The sequence below is a fragment of the Pseudomonas sp. UBA6562 genome (assembly GCF_002434265.1).
Classification (GTDB): Bacteria; Pseudomonadota; Gammaproteobacteria; order Pseudomonadales; family Pseudomonadaceae; genus Aquipseudomonas.
The window spans coordinates 481,968-499,909 of the sequence record NZ_DJJS01000007.1; the positions used below are offsets into that span (position 1 = coordinate 481,968).

Below are 17,942 nucleotides of genomic sequence, written 5' to 3' on the forward strand. Positions count from 1 at the left end.
CTGCACAAGGAACTGTCATGAGTACGTTGTCCGCTGTCGCCCAACCCGCCGCCCCCACGGTCGAAACACTCAACGCCCGCGCCGACCTGCTGTTGCCGCAGATCGCCGCCGGTGCTGCGCAACGCGAACGCGAGCGGCAACTGCCCTATGAAGCGGTCGCGCAGATCGCCGCTGCGGGGCTGTTCACCACGCGCATCCCCACCCGCTACGGCGGCGCCGGGGGTGCGGTCAAGGACGTCATCGCGCTGTTGGTGCGCATCGCCGCCGCCGACTCCAACGTCGCCCAGGCGTTGCGCCCCGGTTTCGGGTTCGTCGAAGGCTTGCTGGCCTCGACTGCCGAAGGCGCCGAGGCCGAGCGCGAACGCTGGTTCGCCCGTTACCTCGAGGGGGCGGTGGTGGGCAACGCCGGCTGGGAAATCGGCAGCGCCAATGGGTCGGTCAGCGCGCGCATCGTGCGTGAGGGTGACCACTACCGGGCCAGTGGCAGCAAGTATTACAGCACCGGCTCCCTGTACGCCGACTGGGTCAGTGCGGTGGCGCTGGACGAGAACGACCAGCCGGTGTCGTTCATCCTGCCCCGCGATCGCCAGGGCTTGGAGTTGCTCGACGATTTCGATGCCATGGGGCAGCGCCTGACGGCCAGTGGCACCACGCACTTGCATGACGTGCTGGTCAGGCCCGAAGAAATCCGCACCCGCACGGTCGAGGAGGGCAAGCGCACCATCGTCACGCCCTTCCTGCAGTTGTTCCTGGCCTCGGTGCAGGCCGGGATCGCCCGCAACGCCCTGAACGATGCAGTCGATTTCGCCAATCGGCATGCGCGGCCGATCAAGCACAGCACGGCCACCCGTTCGGTCGACGATCCCTATGTGGAGCTGAGCGTAGGCGACATCTCGGCCCGGGCCTTCACGGCCGAGGCCGTGGTGCTGCGTGCGGCCGAATCCATCGACCGCGCGTGGGCCGCAGACCTGCAGCCACAGGCCGTCGACCAGGCCGCGGTGGAAGTCGCCCAGGCGCAGTACATCGCGGCCGAATCCGCGCTCAAGGCCGCCGAGTGGCTGTTCGATGTGGGCGGGGCGTCCACCACTGGGCGCAGCCACAACCTGGATCGTCATTGGCGCAACGCGCGTACCGTGGCCAACCACAATCCGCGGCAATGGAAAGCCGCAGCGGTGGGTGCCTGGCAGCTCAAAGGCACGCCGCCGCCGACCTCGGGGTTGTTCTGACGCGCAAGCGGTGCAGACCGACCATGGGCATCGAGCACAGCCTGGCTACGCGGGCCGATCCGACGAGCGCCGTCGCAGCCGCCACGCCCCTCTGGCGCATCCCGATGATCATCGGCTGCGCATTGTTCATGGAGCTGATCGACGCGACGGCCGTGCTCACCGCACTGCCGCAGATGGCTACGGAATTTTCCGAGCCCAGTGTGCGCATGAACCTGGTGGTGTCGCTGTATCTGCTGGCCGCTGCACTGTTCGTGCCGATCAGCAGTTGGGCGGCGGAGCGGTTCGGGCCGCGGCGTGTGTTCGTCGTCGCCATCGTGCTGTTCACCGTGGCGTCCCTGGCCTGCGCCTGTTCGACCTCATTGTTGCAGCTGTCGCTGGCGCGCATGGCCCAAGGCGCGGCCGGGGCGATGATGGTGCCGGTGGGGCAGGTGATCCTGTTGCGTTGGTCGCCGCGCGAACATCTGCTACGGACCATGTCGTACCTGACCATCCCGGCGTTGATCGGCCCGGTGCTAGGGCCGCCCTTGGGTGGCCTGCTGGTGACCCTACTGTCCTGGCAATGGATCTTTCTGATCAATCTGCCCATCGGCGTGCTTGGGGTAGGGCTGGTGTTGCGGCATGTTCCCGACTATCCCGGCCTGGATGCCAGGCCTCTGGACAAACCGGGCCTGTTGCTGAGCGCTGTGGGGTTGGCAGGGCTGGTGTTCGGCTGCGAAGCGCTGGGCCATGGTTTGCTACCGCGCGCGTGGGCCGTGCTGCTGATCGTCGGCGGCCTGCTCGGCGCGCTGGGGTATGTGCGGTACGCCCGACGCGCCGCCCACCCGTTGATCGACCTGCGTCTGCTGCGGATTCCAACCTTCGGGATCGCCTTCTGGGGCGGCAACCTGATGCGCATCGGCAGTGCTGCGCAGCCCTTTCTGCTGGTGCTGTTGTTTCAGGTCTGTTTTGGCCTGAGCCCTTTGCAGGCCGGTCTGCTGAGTTTCGTCGGCGGAGCCGGCGCATTCGTCATGAAGCTGCTGGCAGTGGGCATCGTCAACCGCTTCGGCTTCAAGCGCACGCTGATCGGCAATGCCGTGCTGACCGGCCTGAGCCTGGCCGCCACCGCGCTGTTCGATCCGTCGACGCCGTATTGGGTGATCGTGCTCGTGCTGTTCGTCAGCGGCGTGATCCGTTCCCTGCAGTTCAGCACCCTGGGTGCGCTGACCTACGCCGACGTGCCACCTGAGCGGTCGAGCGGCGCCAGTAGCCTCTCGGCGATGAGTGTGCAACTGACGATGAGCGTCTCGGTGGGCCTGGCCGCTGCCGTGTTGAGCCTGGTCATGGCCGTGCGCGGCCACGCGGCGGTCGCCCAGAGCGACATCGCCTGGGTCATGGGGTTGGCCGGCGGCTTGTGCGTGGCCTCGGCGCTGGTCTATCGCCGCCTGGCCGGCAATGCCGGAAGTGAGGTGTTGGGCCGGCGTACGCGTTGAACTGTCGGTTTGCGCACAGTGGACGTGCAGCCAGTGTCGCAAACCAGACTGATGCGCGTTGGCTCAGGTGCCAAGCGGCGCGCAATTCCAGGCCTGCGGGGGTTGTGGAGGACGGCAGCCACCGGCAATTGCTGAGCCAGGGCGGTCACTACGCCAGGTTGTGGAACCAGCAGTTCAGCGATGAGTTGGGCGAGGCGATCTGACCCGGTGTAAGCGGGGGATTGCCCTAACCCAGTCGCTGGGTCGGGGCGGATAACGTCGGGCTCATATCGACAAATGCAGCGTGCGTTCGTCGATCGCACTCTGCGCTTGGCGGCGTTTGTTGACCTTGAGTTCGCCGAGGTTGATCAGCAGCGTACGCGTGACGTTGCGGCTCAAGCCCAGCAGTTCGGCAGTGTGCACCTGATTGTGGTGGCAAAAGCGGTAGGCTGCGCCCAGTAACGTGCGCTCGACGTGCTCGTGCAGATTGTCCACCTGCTCTTCGAACAGGCGCTGCATGGCCTGTTCGAGCAACCCGAACGCCGACTGGCCGCTGTCGGGCGACGCCTCGTGGCGCTCCAGGCGCAGGTTGGACAGGCGCAGATCATCGCTGTGGATCACGCCGTCCTTGCAGACCAGCAAGGTATGGTGGATGACGTTCTCCAGCTCACGGATGTTGCCGGGCCAGCTGTAGCCGGCCAACTTGCGTTCGGCCTCGGGGCTCAGCACGATCGGGCCATAGTTCAGGCGGCGGCTGTAGCTGTCGATGAAGTGCCGCACCAGGGGGAGGATGTCCCCCGGGCGTTCGCGCAATGGGCTCAGCTCCAGATTGACCACGTTCAGGCGATAGAACAGGTCTTCGCGAAAGTGACCGGCGTTGATGGCTTTTTCCAATTCCACATTGGTGGCGGCCAGCACCCGCACGTTGATCGGAACGCTCTTGCGCGAGCCCAGGCGCACGACTTCGCGCTCCTGCAGCACACGCAGCAGCTTGACCTGGATGGACATCGGCAGGTCGCCGATCTCGTCGAGAAACAGCGTGCCGCCGTTGGCTTCTTCGAACCAGCCCGCCTTGGCGCTGAGCGCGCCGGTGAAGGCGCCTTTCTCATGGCCGAACAGCTCGGCTTCGACCAGCGATTCGGAAAAGGCCCCGCAGTTGACGGCCACGAACGGCTGGCCCTTGCGTGCGCTCAGGTTGTGGATGTGCCTGGCCACCAGCTCCTTGCCGGTGCCGGTTTCGCCGATGATCAACACGCTGGCCTCGCTGGGCGCGACCTGTTGCAGGTGCTTGAGCAGGGCTTTGGAGGTGGGATCTTCGAAGACTTGCGCAGTGGCGCGGATCGATGTGGCCAGTGCGGGAGAGGGAGGGAGGGTGAGTAGATGCATGGGTGTGCCTCTGTATGAGGGCCGGGGCAGGGCATCGCTCGACGACCTGCCCCCCGACCCGCGATGGGATGCGCGCCTGCAGCCACAGCAGGCTCAGGCTCACTTGGCGGTGATCACCGACAGCTTGGTGATACCGGCCTTTTCGATCGACGCCATGGCCCGCGCCACTTCGCCATAGTTCACGCCGTCGTCGGCTTGCAGTTGCACACGCACGTCGGCGTTCTTTTTCTTGGCCGCCTTGAGGTTGACCTCCAGCAGGTCGGGTTGGATCTCGTCCTTGTCGACGAACAGCTTGCCCTTGCCATCGATGCTCACCACCAGCGGATCCTTCTGTTCCACAGGGGCCACCGACTCGGTCTTGGGCAGGTTGATCGGGATCGAGTTGGTCAGCAGTGGCGCTGTGACGATGAACACCACCAGCAGCACCAGCATCACATCCACCAAGGGCGTGACGTTGATTTCGCTGAGCACTTCATCGCTGTCTTGGGTAGAGAAGGCCATGTCAGGAGGCCTCCTTCACTTTCTGCCCGGCTGCGGTGGCACCGGTTTTGTTCAGCACCGGGTGCAGCAGCACACGGAAGGCATTCTTCTGCGCCAGGCTGTAGAAGTCGTGGGCGAAGTCGTCGAGGTCGGCGACGGTCAGTTTCAGGCGACGCAGGTAGTAGTTGTAAACCAGCACTGCCGGTACGGCGACCGCGATGCCCACGCCCGTGGCGACCAGTGCCGCACCGATCGGGCCCGCCACGGTCTCGAGGCTGGCCGAGCCTGCTGCGCTGATGCCCTTGAGCGCCGACATGATGCCCCAGACCGTGCCGAACAGGCCGATGAAGGGCGAGGTACTGCCGATACTGGCGAGGATCGCCAGCCCGCTTTCCAGCGAGCGGCGTTCGCGCACGATCTGCTGACGCAGCGCGCGCTCCAGGCGGTCCTGGTGGTTGATCGACTGGCTCAGGTCGACGGCCTGGGTGCCTGCCGGCACCTGTTGGATGGCGGCATAACCGGCCAAGGCAACTCGGGCGGCGGCGCCAGGCTGGGTATGGGCCAGGTCGGCCGCCGAGTCCAGGCTCGATGCGGCCCAGAATTGCTTGTGGAAGCGCTTGTCCTGGCCTTTCAAGCGAGCGAACTGCACGCCTTTGAGTAGCGTCAGCCCCCAGGTGGCGACGGAGAAGACGATCAACAGCCAGATGACGGCGTGTTCGATGGATTCGAAAGGTGAGGCGATAAGGTTCATGTGGCGCTCTCCGGCAAGGCATGGAAGTCGTTATAGCGATGCGCCTTTGGTGAGGTAGCCCGCGTAGGGTTGTAGCGTTCGAAGGGTTTAGTTGAGCTTGAAGTCGATCGGCACGCTGACGTAGCCGTCCACGGGTTGGTTGCCCTGTTTGGCCGGGGCGAAGCTCCAGCGTTTGACGGCGGCCAGCGCAGCGTCGTCGAGTTGGCTGCGACCGCTGCTCTTCTGGATCTGCACGTCACCGGGCTTGCCGTTGGCCAGTACATGCACGCGCAGCAGCACGGTGCCTTCCCAGTTACGGCGCATGGCAAGGGCCGGGTATTGCGGGGCTGGGTTGTTCAGGTAACCGGCGTTGGCCGAAGCCGGGGTGACCGGTTCCGGCGCTGGGGCCGGTTTGGGCGGCGCGGGAGGTGCTGGCGCGGCGACTGGCTGTGGCGGCGCAGGCTGCACCGCGGGCTTGGGTACGGGTTTGGGCGGCGTCTTCTTGACCACCGGCTTGGGTTTGGACACAGGTTTAGGCGGCGCAGGCTTGCTCGCCAGTTCGTCCACCACGGGCGGTGGTGGTTCCTCGGGCGGCACGACCGGCTCCGGCGCAGGAGGTGGCGTTTCGACCACCGGCGGCGCCGGCTGGGAAAACTCGATGGTCATCGGCGGAATTTCCGGCGGCACCACCGGCAGCGCCGGGGTGGGCGTGCTGTTGATCCAGTAGATCACCGCGCCGTGCAACGCCAGCGCAAAAATACCGAGCAGCGCGGCCTCGCGACGGCTGAGGACACGCTTGGGCGTGGTGTGCAGCTTCGACTGGGACAACGGGCCCCGATAGACCCGGCCTAAGTCGAGCACCTCGCCGCTCGGCGCTTGGCGCCGGAACATGTCCAGTGCGCCCACTGCTTGGGCATTGGCCATTGATTGACTCCTTGGCTGTTTGACGAAACGCGAATGCAACTTGGCATCCTGAAAGGCAGGTGACGACATCACCGCATTCGACTCGAACGTGAGTAGGGAATGAAGAGCAAGAGCCGTACCAAGTTGCGTGTGCTCGAAAAGACGCGGGGTTGTAAGGGTCAGGGACAAGTAAGCATGCGCGGTGTGCCACTTTTTGTTCAAGGTGTGTTGCAGTGCACACAGTGGGCGTTATGAGCGTTCAACATTCGGTTATAACCGTGCGCGCCTTCTAGCGCGGGGCTTAGCAAGTATTTTTCAAAAATTGAACTGATACTTTCTGCCAAGCATAGACACTGGATATAAGGGGGGGATCGCTAGGCCGAAATGTCCAAGGTCGAAAAATAGGATAAGGCGTTTATTGCACTGTTTGTTGGCGGGCAGTTCACCAGCAAAGTGTCGGCCTTATACCTGGCCGAGGCCGGGTAAGTTGCCAAAATTGGCCAATTTCGCTTGGCATGAACCCTGCTTAGTTGCCTGCGCATTCAGAACTTATAACTAGGCGTGCAGACGTTTCATCATGGGGAGTAGGCGAAGTGAAGGTGCAACCGTTCGATAGACAGTCTCGACGACGAGACGCCCTGGCCACCGCTTCGAGCTTGGGGCTGTTGCTGATGGCGGTACAGGGCGCTGCGATGGCCGCCGACCAAGGCACCACCCAGGCCCCAAGGCTGGCCACGGTCACCGTGACCGGCGCCGAGGCCCGCGAGGCACAGAAAGCCGAAAGACAACTGGCCAAGGTGCCAGGCAAAACGGCGGTCATCGACAACAAGGACGTGGAGAAGGGCCGTGCTTCCAATGCCGAAGACGTACTGGCGCTACAGCCGGGCGTCTTCGCCCAGGCCACCAGCGGCTCGGGCGCCAACAAGATCTCGATCCGCGGTTCGGGCCTCAACAGCTTCTACCAGGGCTATGTGCTGGGCATCAAATTCCTCTACGACGGTTTGCCGCTGACCGGCCCCGGCGGCACCCAGGAAGACATGTTGGACATGGCGGCGGTGGATCACACCGAAGTGCTCTACGGTGCCAATGCCTTCAACTACGCGGCGCTCTCACTGGGTGGGGCGATCAATTTCGTCAGCAAGACCGGCCGTACCGATCCCGGCAACTATGCGCGCTTTGAGGCCGGCAGCTTCGGTTACCGCAAGCAAGTGCTGAGCACCGGTGGTGTGGTCGGCGACGCCGACTACTATGTCAGCGTCAACCACAACGAGCGCGATGGCTACCAGCACAACACGCCCAACGAAGGGCAGGGGGTCGCCGCCAATTTCGGCTACGTGTTCAGCCCGAAACTGCAGACGCGGTTCTTCCTGCGTTACCGCGAGGAAACCCTGACCCAGGGCAACACCCTGACCAAATACCAGCTCAAACACGACCCCCGAAGCAACGCCGTGCCGTTCGGCCGCAAGAAGGACGGTTCGACCCTGTTGGGCAGCAAGACCCTCTACACCTTCGACGACGACGCCAAACTGGAAATCGGCTTGGGCTACAACGACTATCCGTTGTTGAACGGCTGGCGTTATTCGGCGACGCCTCAACAGTGGCGCTCCAAGGACATCAACCTGACCCTGCGCTATCAGCGCCAGGGCGACACCTTCCTAGGGCTGCCCAGCGACAGCACGGTGGCTTTCAGCACTACGCGCGCGTACCTGGCCGACGTGGACTCGCATTTCCGCAGCACCGGGCGCAAACAGCAGGAAACCGATTACACCGGCTCGCGCGACACCGTCTTCTCCTTGGGCAACGAGTTGCAGTTGACCGATGACCTGTGGCTGTCCAGCGGCCTGTCGTTCATCGAAATCCGCCGACGGGCCGACATCCAATATTCCAGCAGTACCAACACGACCGCATTCGCCAGTGGGGTCGATTACCAAGAGCACGACATCGCGCCACGCATCGGCCTGCGCTACCAGCTGACCCCGGCGTTCGAGCTGTTCGGCAACGTCAGCCGCTCGGTCGATCCGCCGGTGACCTGGCAGTTGGGCAGCACCGGCACGCCGTACATCCGCGACGTGCGTCCGCAGAAAGCCAATACGGTGGAGTTCGGTATCCGTGGCGGACAGGGTATCTTCGACGGCAGCCTGACGCTGTATCGATCCTGGGTCCAGAAAGAGCTGTTGTCGGTGGTGGTACGTCAGGCCAGCGCCACGCAAGACCAGCTGGTCGCGACATCCAACGGCAGCTCGACCCTGCACCAAGGCCTAGAAGCCGGTCTCAATGCGCTGTTGTGGGACGGCCCCGAAGGCGACACCGTGACGTTACGGCAGGCCTACACCTATAACGACTTCCACTATCGCCATGACGCGACCTTCGGCGACAACGAGCTGCCCAGTCTACCGCGCCAGGTGTATCAAGCCGAGCTGGAGTATCGGCAGGCCAGCGGCTTCTATGCGCAGCTCAACGCGCGTGCGGCGTCCAGCTACTACGTGGATTTCGCCAACAGCTGGAGCGCGCCGTCCTATACGTTGTGGGGCGTCAAATTCGGCTATCAGGCGCCGAGCGAGAAGTGGGAGGTGTTCGTCGACGCGCGCAACCTGACCAACGAACGCTATGCCACCGTGTCCAACACCGCGTACGACGCCAAGGGGCAGGATTCTGCGAACTTCTATCCTGGAGATCCGATAAACGTCACCACCGGGGTGGCGTTCCGGTTCTGATCGGGGGAGCTTCGGTCATCGTGTTCGAGGCGACGACCGAGGCCCCGCGGACCCATCAGCCCAGTAAACGACGCAGGAGCCCTTCGATCTGGGTGTTTTCATGCTGTGCACACAGCGCATCGAGCTTCACACGTCGCCGTTCACCACTCGCCAAGCTCAGCCCATGCAGCGCGTTGACCAGTTGTTGCTGCTGTTCGATACCTTCGTGAACGTCTTGCCACATCGCATTGACCTTCTTGGCCATGAGTTCCAGCTCGGTGGCCAGGGCCTGGGAGTCGGGTAGGGCGTTACCGCTCACCAGCGATTGGAGCGCCCCGGCACGTTGTTCGAGCGACCGCAGTTGTTCGCCCAAGCATTCGGCCTGCTCGATCGAGGCAGCGACGCCGTCGACGAAAATTCGGTCTTCTCGAACGTCGAAAATGGCCAGTGGGCCCTCGGCGCCACCGTTGATGTCCAGCGCCAACACATTGCCCAGCCTGAGCGGCTGTGGCGTCCAGGTATGGCCGACGCACACGCGCCATACACCCGGTACGCCACCACGGTGATGCCCGATGATTCGCTCTCGGCCCCACAAGGCGATCTCCTCGAATTCGGGGTTTTCGAGTTGCTGCACGAAGGCGGGCCAAGCCATGTCAGCCGGCACATCGGCATGGACGACCCCAACGACGCCTCGATCCGACTCGATTTCTATGGCGATCGGCAAGCTTTTGAGCTTGCCGATGATCATCGCCTTGGACTCGTCGGCGATGGTCATCCACCAGCCGGCGCCATGGGCCGAATAGCGTCCTTCGGAATCGGCTTCATAGGCGTCGATCAGCATTCGCTCGTGGTTGCCCTGGACGCAGAAGAACCAGGGCTCGCCGAGCAGCTTCAGGCCATCCAGTACGCCACGGCCACGGTCGATCAGATCGCCTACGGCGATCAGCCGGTCCTTGGTCTTGTCGAAGCCGAGTGCGTGGAGCGCGCGGTGGAGATCGGTGGTTTTGAAATGGATGTCGCCGACGACGAAGTCGCGACCATGGGGGTTTTTGGGGAGCTGGAGGACGTTGGGACGCATGGGTAAGGGTGTGGCTCCGTGCTCGGGTGGAGGCTGTCTATTTTCCGCTTTTTAGGCGTAAACGTCGATGAAAAATGCCGTTTCGGCAACCAATCCCCGTGACGCTTTGGCACACGAATACCAAGGCTTCTTCATTGGATAATGCGCTTGTAGAACCGTAGCGGCATCGCGCTTGCTAGCGGCGTCGAAGAACGTGGCATAGGTGGGGTCCGTTAGGTGATCGACCGCCCTGGACAGAGGCTGCTTGCCGCCCATAAGGCCTGACTCCGAGCTATCGCTGTGCAGACTACCGGTACGCTGAGTGGGCACCACGACTTTCCGGCGCTGAACACCTAGGAAAAAACCTACACACTTCGCAGTTAAAGGCTATTCTCCCGCCTGAACGCTCGACACGAGCGCTCATCACTTGGAAGGGCGACCGTTCGGCGCGCCCGGCGCGAGTGGCATGGACATCTGCCCAGATAGCGGCAGACAGGAGCACAGGATGTTCGCTCAACCTCTGGTGATACCTCGATGCAACGCGTGGGTGCCGTGTTCAGCGGTTCCTGTGCTTTGTGTCGCCCCTACCGCACCCCTAGGACGTCTGCATAACCGTACCGAGTGCTGAACGCGCGCCTGCGTGTCGCGTCGAGCCTGCAATGAAAACGTTTCATCACCCGATTCACGGAAACATCGGTGTCACGCGGCTGCGTATTGAAATAACGGTCTGCCTCTGCAACTTGCCTAAAGGAATCTGCGCAAGATGAAATGCCCATTGCCCACATCAGTTTCTGTGTTAACGCTGGCCACCGCTTTCGGCTTACTGGCCTGGAGCCCCTCGAGTGTTGCCTGTACGCCCGAACCCTTCATCGCCAGCGTGTGTGTCATGGCGTTTCCAGGCGGGACCAGCTACATGCAGGGTTTCGCTGGCAACCAGTATCTGCAGGCCGCCGGGCAGGCGCTTAGCGTCAGCCAATACACCCCCCTCTTCGCGCTGATCGGTACGACCTATGGCGGCGATGGACGCACCACCTTCAACCTGCCCGATTTGCGCGGTAAGGTCATCGTCGGCTTCGACGCCCGTTCCAGCCAACTGCCGGTCGGCGCGACGGGGGGCGCCATGTCCGTCAAGCTGAGCATCGCGCAACTGCCTGCACATGCGATGACGCTGGACAAATTGCCGGTATCGATGAGCACCGTGACCGCCACCACCACGCTGGCCAGCCTCAGCGCCACCGCCAACCTGTCGGGCGTGACGCTGGCTGGGCCGGCCAGCGGTCTGCAGCTCAAAGGCTCCTCCACCGGTGGGGTAGGTACGGCGGGTGGCAATTTGCTGGGCAAGAGTGGCGGTGCGCAGGGCAACCTCTACAGCACCGGGGCGCCTGACGTGACGCTCAACGCTGCGTCCATCTCGGGCAATCTGTCCATGCAGGTGAACAACGGCATCACCGCCCCGGTGACTGTGACAGGCAACGCCACCACCACCCTGAGCGGCAATGCCCTGGTGTCTGGCACCTCCAGCACGATCGGAGGCGGTGCCGAGGTGCCGACCATGCCGCCTTATCTGGTGATGCCGTATTTCATCGCCGTCAACGGCTTCTATCCGAGCCCCAACAACTAGCCTTGAGACCGGCCGGGACGCGTTTTTGCGCGCCCCGGCCCGAGTCCCAGACAAGGAGCCGTCGTGCGTCCGACCCTTATGTTGTTTTTGCTGTTGAGCATGGGCGCAAACGCAGCGGCGATCCCTTCCCACGTGCGCGACTTGCGTCAGGGCCTTGAGCGTGCAGATCAGGCCTTGGCCGAACGCAACTTCGAGGTGGCTTTTCAAGAATACCAACGGCACGCCGCTAGCAATGGACTTGCCCAGTTTTCCTTGGGCCTGATGGAGCGGGGCGGTTGGGGTCGGTTGCCCGATCCCGCAGCGGCCTGTCGTTGGTTCGGTCGTGCGGCGCACGCCTCGATCCCGGCAGCGCAACAGTTCTATGGTGATTGCAACGCCCAGGGCATTGGAATGCCAGTGGACGGCCAGGCCGCCGTGAAGTGGTACCAGGCGGCCGTGGACGGTGGGCTCGTTGCGGCGGCGTGTGCAGCCGGCGAGCTGTACATCGCAGGCCGCTCGGTCGCCAAGGATGTGCCCAGGGGCCTGGCCCTGTGCACCTTGACGGCCCAGGCCCAGTCGACGCCAGCGATGATGGCCCTGGCCAACTACTATCGTGAAGGTAGCGCAGTCCCGCAAAACCTGGGGTTGGCCAGATTCTGGTACGAACAGGCGGCCGAACGGCATGTCCTCGAGGCGCAATTCCAGCTCGGCGTGATGCAGAGCGAGGGGGTGGGCGGTGACGCCGATCCGCAAAAGGCCAGGTTCTGGTTGGAGCACGCGGCGGGAGAGGGATATGCCCCGGCCTATCTGGCCACGGCCATCGTCTACGCCAACGCGCCGCTCGATCCGCAAACCGGGGCCCTCACGCCCCAGGACTTGGCCAAGGTGTACATGTGGAACAGCGCCGCGAAGTCTGCGCCGCACACGCGCCAGCAACTGGCCGAAATCGAACGTATCGAACACTTGGTGCTGGCCGTCATGCCGGCGCAATGGCAACCAGCGCTCGACCGTCGCGTGGCGGAGCACCTGGCCGCTTTCAGCAGACCCGAGGCGAACCGACGGTAAGCCCCGACGTACAACAATCAGCGCTCGCACGCGCATGGGATATCGACCATGAACCACGTCTACCGTCTTATCTGGAGCCCGGCGCACCAAGCCTTGATCGCGGTGTCCGAACTCACCCTCGGGCCGGGCAAGAAGAGCCTGCGCAAACTGTCCCTGGGCGTGATGGCCGTGGCCAGCGTCGCCACGCCGCTGGCGCAAGCGGGGCCACAAGGCGGTGAGATCACGGCGGGCAATGGCAGCATCAGCCAGGCAGGCGCCACCACGACCATCACCCAGGGCAGCCAGAACCTCTCGGTGAACTGGCAGTCGTTCAACACCAGCAGTGCCGAATCGGTCAAGTTCGTCCAGCCCTCCACCAGCGCGGTCGCCGTCAACCGCATCGCCGATGCGAACCCCACGCAGTTCTTCGGCCAGCTCGATGCCAACGGCAAGGTCTATCTGGTCAACCCCAACGGCATCGTGTTCGGCGCAGGGTCGCAAGTGAACGTGGGCGCGCTGGTGGCGTCCACCCTCGACATCAGCGACCGGGCGTTGTCTGCGGCCACCCAGACCTTCAGCGGCTCGGGCACGGGCACTGTCGTCAACCAGGGCAACATCGCGACCAAGCAGGGCGGCTACGTCGCCTTCGTGGGCAACAAGGTCGAGAACCGAGGCACGATCAAGACGCCTGGCGGCGCGACGGCACTGGGGGCGGGCAGCGAAGTCACCTTGTCCTTCACCGGCGACAAGCTGGTCAACCTTCAGGTGGACAAGAGCACGCTGCAGGGGCTGGCGCAGAACGGCGGGCTGATTCAGGCCGACGGCGGCGCAGTGGTGATGTCGGCAGGGGCCAAGGACGCAGTGCTGGCCAGCGTGGTCAACAACTCCGGCATCGTTCAAGCGCGCAGCGTGCAGAACGTCAACGGCACCATCGTGCTGGGTGGCGGTGCGCAAAGTGTCGTCAGCAACAGCGGCACGCTCGACGCTTCAGGCCGCAACCCTGGCGAAACCGGAGGCGTCGTGAAGGTGCTCGGCGATACCGTCAACCTTGAGGCCCACAGCTCCATCGACGTCAGTGCGGACTTGGCTGGCGGCACGGCACTGGTGGGTGGCAACTTCCTGGGCGCCGGGCCCGAGCGTAACGCCAAGACGGTCTCCGTGGCGGCGGGCAGCACCCTCAAGGCCGATGCCCTCGGCCAGGGCAAGGGCGGCAAGGTCGCCGTCTGGTCCGATGGCAGCACCACGTTCGAGGGCGCGATCAGTGCCCGAGCCGGACAGCGCGGCGGTGACGGCGGTGCCGTGGAAACGTCGGGCAAGCGATTGAAGGTGGGCGCTGCAGCGACGGTGGACACCTCGGCCGCCCAGGGGCGAACGGGCGAGTGGTTGCTCGACCCGCAGGACCTGAGAATCGGCGGCTTCAGTGGCGAAGCCTACGACATCGGGTACGACCAGATCACCCAGGCGCTGGAGACCTCGAACGTCACCATCAAGACCGGGCAGAACGTCTCCTGCACGGCCGTCGCCTGCGGACCGGGCGTCAGCGGCAACGGTGACATCATCCTGCAAGACGGTATTGCCATCGGCAGCTGGAGCAGCTCGACGACCTTGACCTTGAGCGCCTTGCGCAACGTCCAATTCCAGGGCAACGCCGTCATCGACGCCAGCGGCGGTGGGGGCAACATCGTCTTGCGTGCCGATAACACGGGTACCGGCATCGGCACCATCGACCTGGGTAGGAACGGTGCGGTGTATGCCGACACCGGCTCGGTCGATTTCTACTACAACCCCACCTTCTACAGCAGGCCCACCGACTATGCGGGGCTGGTCGATCCCGACAACGGCAACAACCAGGTCAATGCCGCCAACTTCAAGGCCTACATGCTGGTGAACTTCACCGCCAACGTGGCAAGCAAAACCTACGACGGCACGGCGGCGACCTCCATCAGCAATATCACTGGGCGCGGCAGCCTGCCTTCCGATGCCTTCTTCGATTTCAGCCGTGCCAGCGTGGCCTTCGCGGACCAGAATGCGGGCACCGGCAAGGCCGTGACCATCAGCGGCGTCAACATTGGCGGAGGCGGCGCGAGCAAGTATGCGGTCAACGGTCTGGATAGCCTGACCGCCGACATTTTCAAGGCCGACGCGCTGTTGACTGGCATCGCCGCCAACAGCAAAACCTATGACGGGACGACGTCGGCCACGTTGAGCGGGTCGGCAGTGGCCTCCGGGATCGTCGCCGGCGATGCGGTGGCGGTCGCGGGAAGCGGCATGGGCAGCACGTTCGACTCCAAGAACGTCGGCACCCTGAAACCGGTGAACGTGACGGGCTATACGCTGACCGGCGCATCGGCTGGCAACTACAACCTGGTCCTGCCCACCGGGCTCAGTGCCGAGATCACGCCGGCCAGCCTGCAGGTTGTGGGCATCGCTGCCGCAGACAAGGTCTACGACAGCACGACGGGCGCCACGCTCAGCGGGACCGCAACGGTCGCAGCGCTGGGCAGCGACGTAGTTTCGGTCGCCGGCACCGGTATCGGTACTTTCGCCAGCAAGAACGTGGCGAACAACCAGGCGGTCAGCGTCACGGGTTATACGCTCAGCGGCGCGGACGCGGGCAACTACAGCATCGTCCAGCCCACCGGCCTGAGCGCGGCCATCACCCGAGCCAGCCTGACGTTGTCGGGCGTGTCCGCTGCGGACAAGGTCTACGATGGCACTACGGCAGCAACGCTGACCGGCACTGCGACCGTCGCTGCACTGGGGAGCGACGACGTTTCGGTGGGCGGAACCGGGAGCGCGAGCTTTTTCGACAAGAACGCTGGGACCGACAAGGCGGTCGACGTTTCCGGCTACGCCCTCGGCGGCCTGGACGCCGGCAACTATGAGCTGGTTCAACCTGCAGGGCTGACTGCCAGCATCGGCAAGGCCGATCTGGCTCTCTCCGGGATCGTGGCCAACAACAAAACCTACGATGGGACCACTGCAGCCACTTTGAGCGGTACGGCCAGCGTCTCGCCCATCGGGTCCGATGTCGTCGCCGTAACCGGCAGTGCAAGCGGCAACTTCCTCGACAAGAACGCTGGGGTGGGCAAGGCGGTGTCCGTCTCGGGCTTCACGCTGGCCGGTGCCGATGCCGGGAATTACAACCTGGCGCAACCGACCAACCTCAGCGCCACTATCGCCAAGGCCGACCTTGCCATCACGGGCGTCGCGGCCGCCGACAAAGTCTACGATGCGACCACGGCCGCGACACTGGTCGGGACCGCGGCGGTCGCAGCCTTGGGCAGCGATGTGGTGACGGTGGACGGAACAGGCAATGCCACGTTCGCCGATAAAAACGCTGGCGCGGGCAAGGCCGTCACGACAACGGGCTATACCCTGGCCGGCGCCGACGCGGGCAACTACAACGCCATTCAGCCGACAGGGCTGACCGCCGACATTCTCAAGGCCGATCTCGCCCTCGACGGATTGACCGTCGCCGACAAGACCTACGACGGCACCACTTCCGCGACATTGACGGGCAGCGCCTCGGTCACGGGCTACGGTGGCGATGTACTCAACCTCACGGGCAGCGGCTCAGCGGCCTTCGACGACAAGAACGCGGGCGTCGACAAGGCTGTGAACGTCAGCGGGTACACCCTCGGCGGCGCCGATGCCGGCAACTACAATCTGGTGCCATCGACCGGCCTGACGGCCACCATCGGCAAGGCCAGCCTGGCAGTGACCGGGCTTGGCGCCAATGGCAAAACCTACGACGGCACCACGGCTGCTGCGCTCAATGGCACGGCCAGCGTCACACCCATCGGCGCCGATGCCGTTACTCTGAATGGCAACGCAAGCGGCACCTTCGCCGACAAAAATGCCGGGGCCGGCAAATCGGTCTTCGTTTCGGGCCTCACGCTGACCGGCCTCGATGCCGGTAACTACACCTTGATACAGCCGGCGCTCGTCGCCGATATCGCCAAGGCCAGCCTTGGCATCACAGGGCTTGTAGCCGCCGACAAGACGTATGACGGCACCACTTCGGCGAGCCTGGACGGTCTCGCATCGGTCAACGCATTCGGCAGCGATGTCGTATCGGTCGCCGGTACCGCCACCGCCACCTTCGCCGACAAGAATGCCGGCGTAGGCAAGGCCGTCGCCGTGAGCGGTTATACCCTGGTGGGTGCCGACGCCGACAACTACGATGTGGTCCAGCCTGCCGGCCTCAGCGCCAGCATCGCCAGGGCGGATATCACCGTCGCAGGCGTGGGAGCGGCCGACAAGACCTACGACGGCACCACGGCTGCGACCTTGACCGGCAACGCCTCGGTCACGGGTTTGGGCAGCGACGTGCTTACCCTCGCTGGTTCCGGTATGGGCGCGTTCGACGACAAGAATGTGGGCGTCGGCAAGGCCGTGACCGTCAGCGGCTACAGCCTTGGTGGTACGGACGCCGGCAACTACACCCTGCTCCAGCCAACGGGCCTGACCGCGACGATCGGTAGGGCGCTTCTGGCCCTGACGGGCCTGGGCGCCAATAGCAAGGTTTACGACGGCACCGCAGCCGCTACGCTGAACGGCACCGCGAGCGTGTCGCCATTAGGCGCCGATGCGGTCTCCCTCGTCGGGAGTGCTACTGGCTTATTCGTCGACAAGAACGCAGGCATCGGCAAAGCCGTGACGGTCACCGGTTATGCCTTGAGCGGTGCCGACGCCGGCAATTACACCCTGGTACAGCCGAGCAACCTGACGGCGGATATCACGAAAGCCAATCTGGCGGTCACTGGCGTCACCGCTGCCGACAAAGTCTATGACGGCACCACTGCGGCGACTTTGAACGGCACTGCGCAGGTCAACGCCTTTGGCAACGATGCTCTGGCGTTAAGCGGTACCGGTACCGCTGCTTTCGCGGACAAGAATGCTGGTACGGGCAAGGCCGTCACTGCCAATGGCTATACCCTGACCGGGAGCGATGCTGGCAACTACACACTGGTACAGCCGAGTAACCTGACGGCGGATATTGCGAAAGCCAACCTGGCGGTCACTGGCGTCACCGCTGCCGACAAAGTCTATGACGGCACCACTGCGGCGACTTTGAACGGCACTGCGCAGGTCAACGCCTTTGGCAACGATGCTGTAGCGTTAAGCGGTACCGGTACCGCTGCTTTCGCGGACAAGAATGCTGGTACGGGCAAGGCCGTCACTGCCAGTGGCTATACCCTGACCGGAAGCGATGCTGGCAATTACAACCTCGTCCAACCGATCGGTCTCAACGCTTCGATCAGCAGAGCGGATCTCGCAGTCACTGGCGTTGCAGTTGACGATAAGGTCTATGACGGCACCGCGGCCGCCACGCTGAACGGTACCGCGAACGTGTCGCCATTAGGCGCCGA

At 64.0% G+C, this 17,942-nt stretch carries 11 protein-coding genes; 6 read left to right on the top strand and 5 right to left on the bottom strand.

What is annotated here, in order from left to right:
* Positions 1-17 precede the first annotated feature (17 nt).
* Together B4M43_RS14220 and B4M43_RS14225 are read left to right on the top strand one after the other, a co-directional pair.
* Positions 18-1,226, top strand: a complete 1,209-nt coding sequence (locus B4M43_RS14220) for an acyl-CoA dehydrogenase family protein (protein ID WP_296268074.1) — start codon at positions 18-20, stop codon at positions 1,224-1,226.
* A 104-nt stretch (positions 1,227-1,330) separates the two neighbouring features.
* Positions 1,331-2,695, top strand: coding sequence for an MFS transporter (locus tag B4M43_RS14225; protein WP_296268404.1), 1,365 nt, complete (start codon positions 1,331-1,333; stop codon positions 2,693-2,695).
* Positions 2,696-2,959: 264 nt separating this feature from the next.
* Here B4M43_RS14225 and B4M43_RS14230 read toward each other — a convergent pair whose 3' ends face one another.
* From B4M43_RS14230 to B4M43_RS14245, 4 genes are all read right to left on the bottom strand, one after another.
* The gene (locus B4M43_RS14230) at positions 2,960-4,060 is read right to left on the bottom strand and encodes a sigma-54 interaction domain-containing protein (RefSeq protein ID WP_296268075.1); all 1,101 of its coding nucleotides are present in this window, start codon (positions 4,058-4,060) and stop codon (positions 2,960-2,962) included.
* A 99-nt stretch (positions 4,061-4,159) separates the two neighbouring features.
* Positions 4,160-4,561, bottom strand: a complete 402-nt coding sequence (locus tag B4M43_RS14235; protein WP_296268076.1) for an ExbD/TolR family protein — start codon at positions 4,559-4,561, stop codon at positions 4,160-4,162.
* A 1-nt stretch (position 4,562) separates the two neighbouring features.
* Entirely contained in the window at positions 4,563-5,291 is a 729-nt protein-coding gene (locus B4M43_RS14240) for a MotA/TolQ/ExbB proton channel family protein (protein ID WP_296268077.1), read from the bottom strand.
* Between the two features lie 87 nt (positions 5,292-5,378).
* A complete protein-coding gene (locus B4M43_RS14245; RefSeq protein WP_296268078.1) occupies positions 5,379-6,194 on the bottom strand; it encodes an energy transducer TonB in 816 nt (271 codons plus the stop codon).
* Positions 6,195-6,766: 572 nt separating this feature from the next.
* Between B4M43_RS14245 and B4M43_RS14250 the strand changes: the two genes are divergently transcribed.
* Positions 6,767-8,887, top strand: coding sequence for a TonB-dependent receptor family protein (locus B4M43_RS14250; RefSeq protein WP_296268079.1), 2,121 nt, complete (start codon positions 6,767-6,769; stop codon positions 8,885-8,887).
* A gap of 55 nt (positions 8,888-8,942) precedes the next feature.
* Here the strand turns inward: B4M43_RS14250 and B4M43_RS14255 are convergent, their stop codons facing one another.
* Positions 8,943-9,944, bottom strand: a complete 1,002-nt coding sequence (locus tag B4M43_RS14255; protein ID WP_296268080.1) for a metallophosphoesterase — start codon at positions 9,942-9,944, stop codon at positions 8,943-8,945.
* An 892-nt stretch (positions 9,945-10,836) separates the two neighbouring features.
* On the opposite strand from B4M43_RS14255, the gene B4M43_RS14260 reads away from it, so the two are divergent.
* From B4M43_RS14260 to B4M43_RS14270, 3 genes are all read left to right on the top strand, one after another.
* Entirely contained in the window at positions 10,837-11,544 is a 708-nt protein-coding gene (locus B4M43_RS14260; RefSeq protein ID WP_349681652.1) for a phage tail protein, read from the top strand.
* Positions 11,545-11,607: 63 nt separating this feature from the next.
* Complete coding sequence (locus B4M43_RS14265; RefSeq protein ID WP_296268082.1) at positions 11,608-12,588, top strand: tetratricopeptide repeat protein; 981 nt, start codon at positions 11,608-11,610, stop codon at positions 12,586-12,588.
* 48 nt (positions 12,589-12,636) lie between these two features.
* Positions 12,637-17,942: YDG domain-containing protein (locus tag B4M43_RS14270; RefSeq protein WP_296268083.1), on the top strand; the 5,306-nt coding region annotated here is incomplete at its 3' end.

Coding starts and splice junctions, on each gene's coding strand:
- B4M43_RS14220 (WP_296268074.1), top strand. CDS start 18: ATGAGTACGTTGTCCGCTGTCGCCCAACCCGCCGCCCCCACGGTCGAA.
- B4M43_RS14225 (WP_296268404.1), top strand. CDS start 1,331: ATGATCATCGGCTGCGCATTGTTCATGGAGCTGATCGACGCGACGGCC.
- B4M43_RS14230 (WP_296268075.1), bottom strand. CDS start 4,060: ATGCATCTACTCACCCTCCCTCCCTCTCCCGCACTGGCCACATCGATC.
- B4M43_RS14235 (WP_296268076.1), bottom strand. CDS start 4,561: ATGGCCTTCTCTACCCAAGACAGCGATGAAGTGCTCAGCGAAATCAAC.
- B4M43_RS14240 (WP_296268077.1), bottom strand. CDS start 5,291: ATGAACCTTATCGCCTCACCTTTCGAATCCATCGAACACGCCGTCATC.
- B4M43_RS14245 (WP_296268078.1), bottom strand. CDS start 6,194: ATGGCCAATGCCCAAGCAGTGGGCGCACTGGACATGTTCCGGCGCCAA.
- B4M43_RS14255 (WP_296268080.1), bottom strand. CDS start 9,944: ATGCGTCCCAACGTCCTCCAGCTCCCCAAAAACCCCCATGGTCGCGAC.
- B4M43_RS14260 (WP_349681652.1), top strand. CDS start 10,837: ATGCAGGGTTTCGCTGGCAACCAGTATCTGCAGGCCGCCGGGCAGGCG.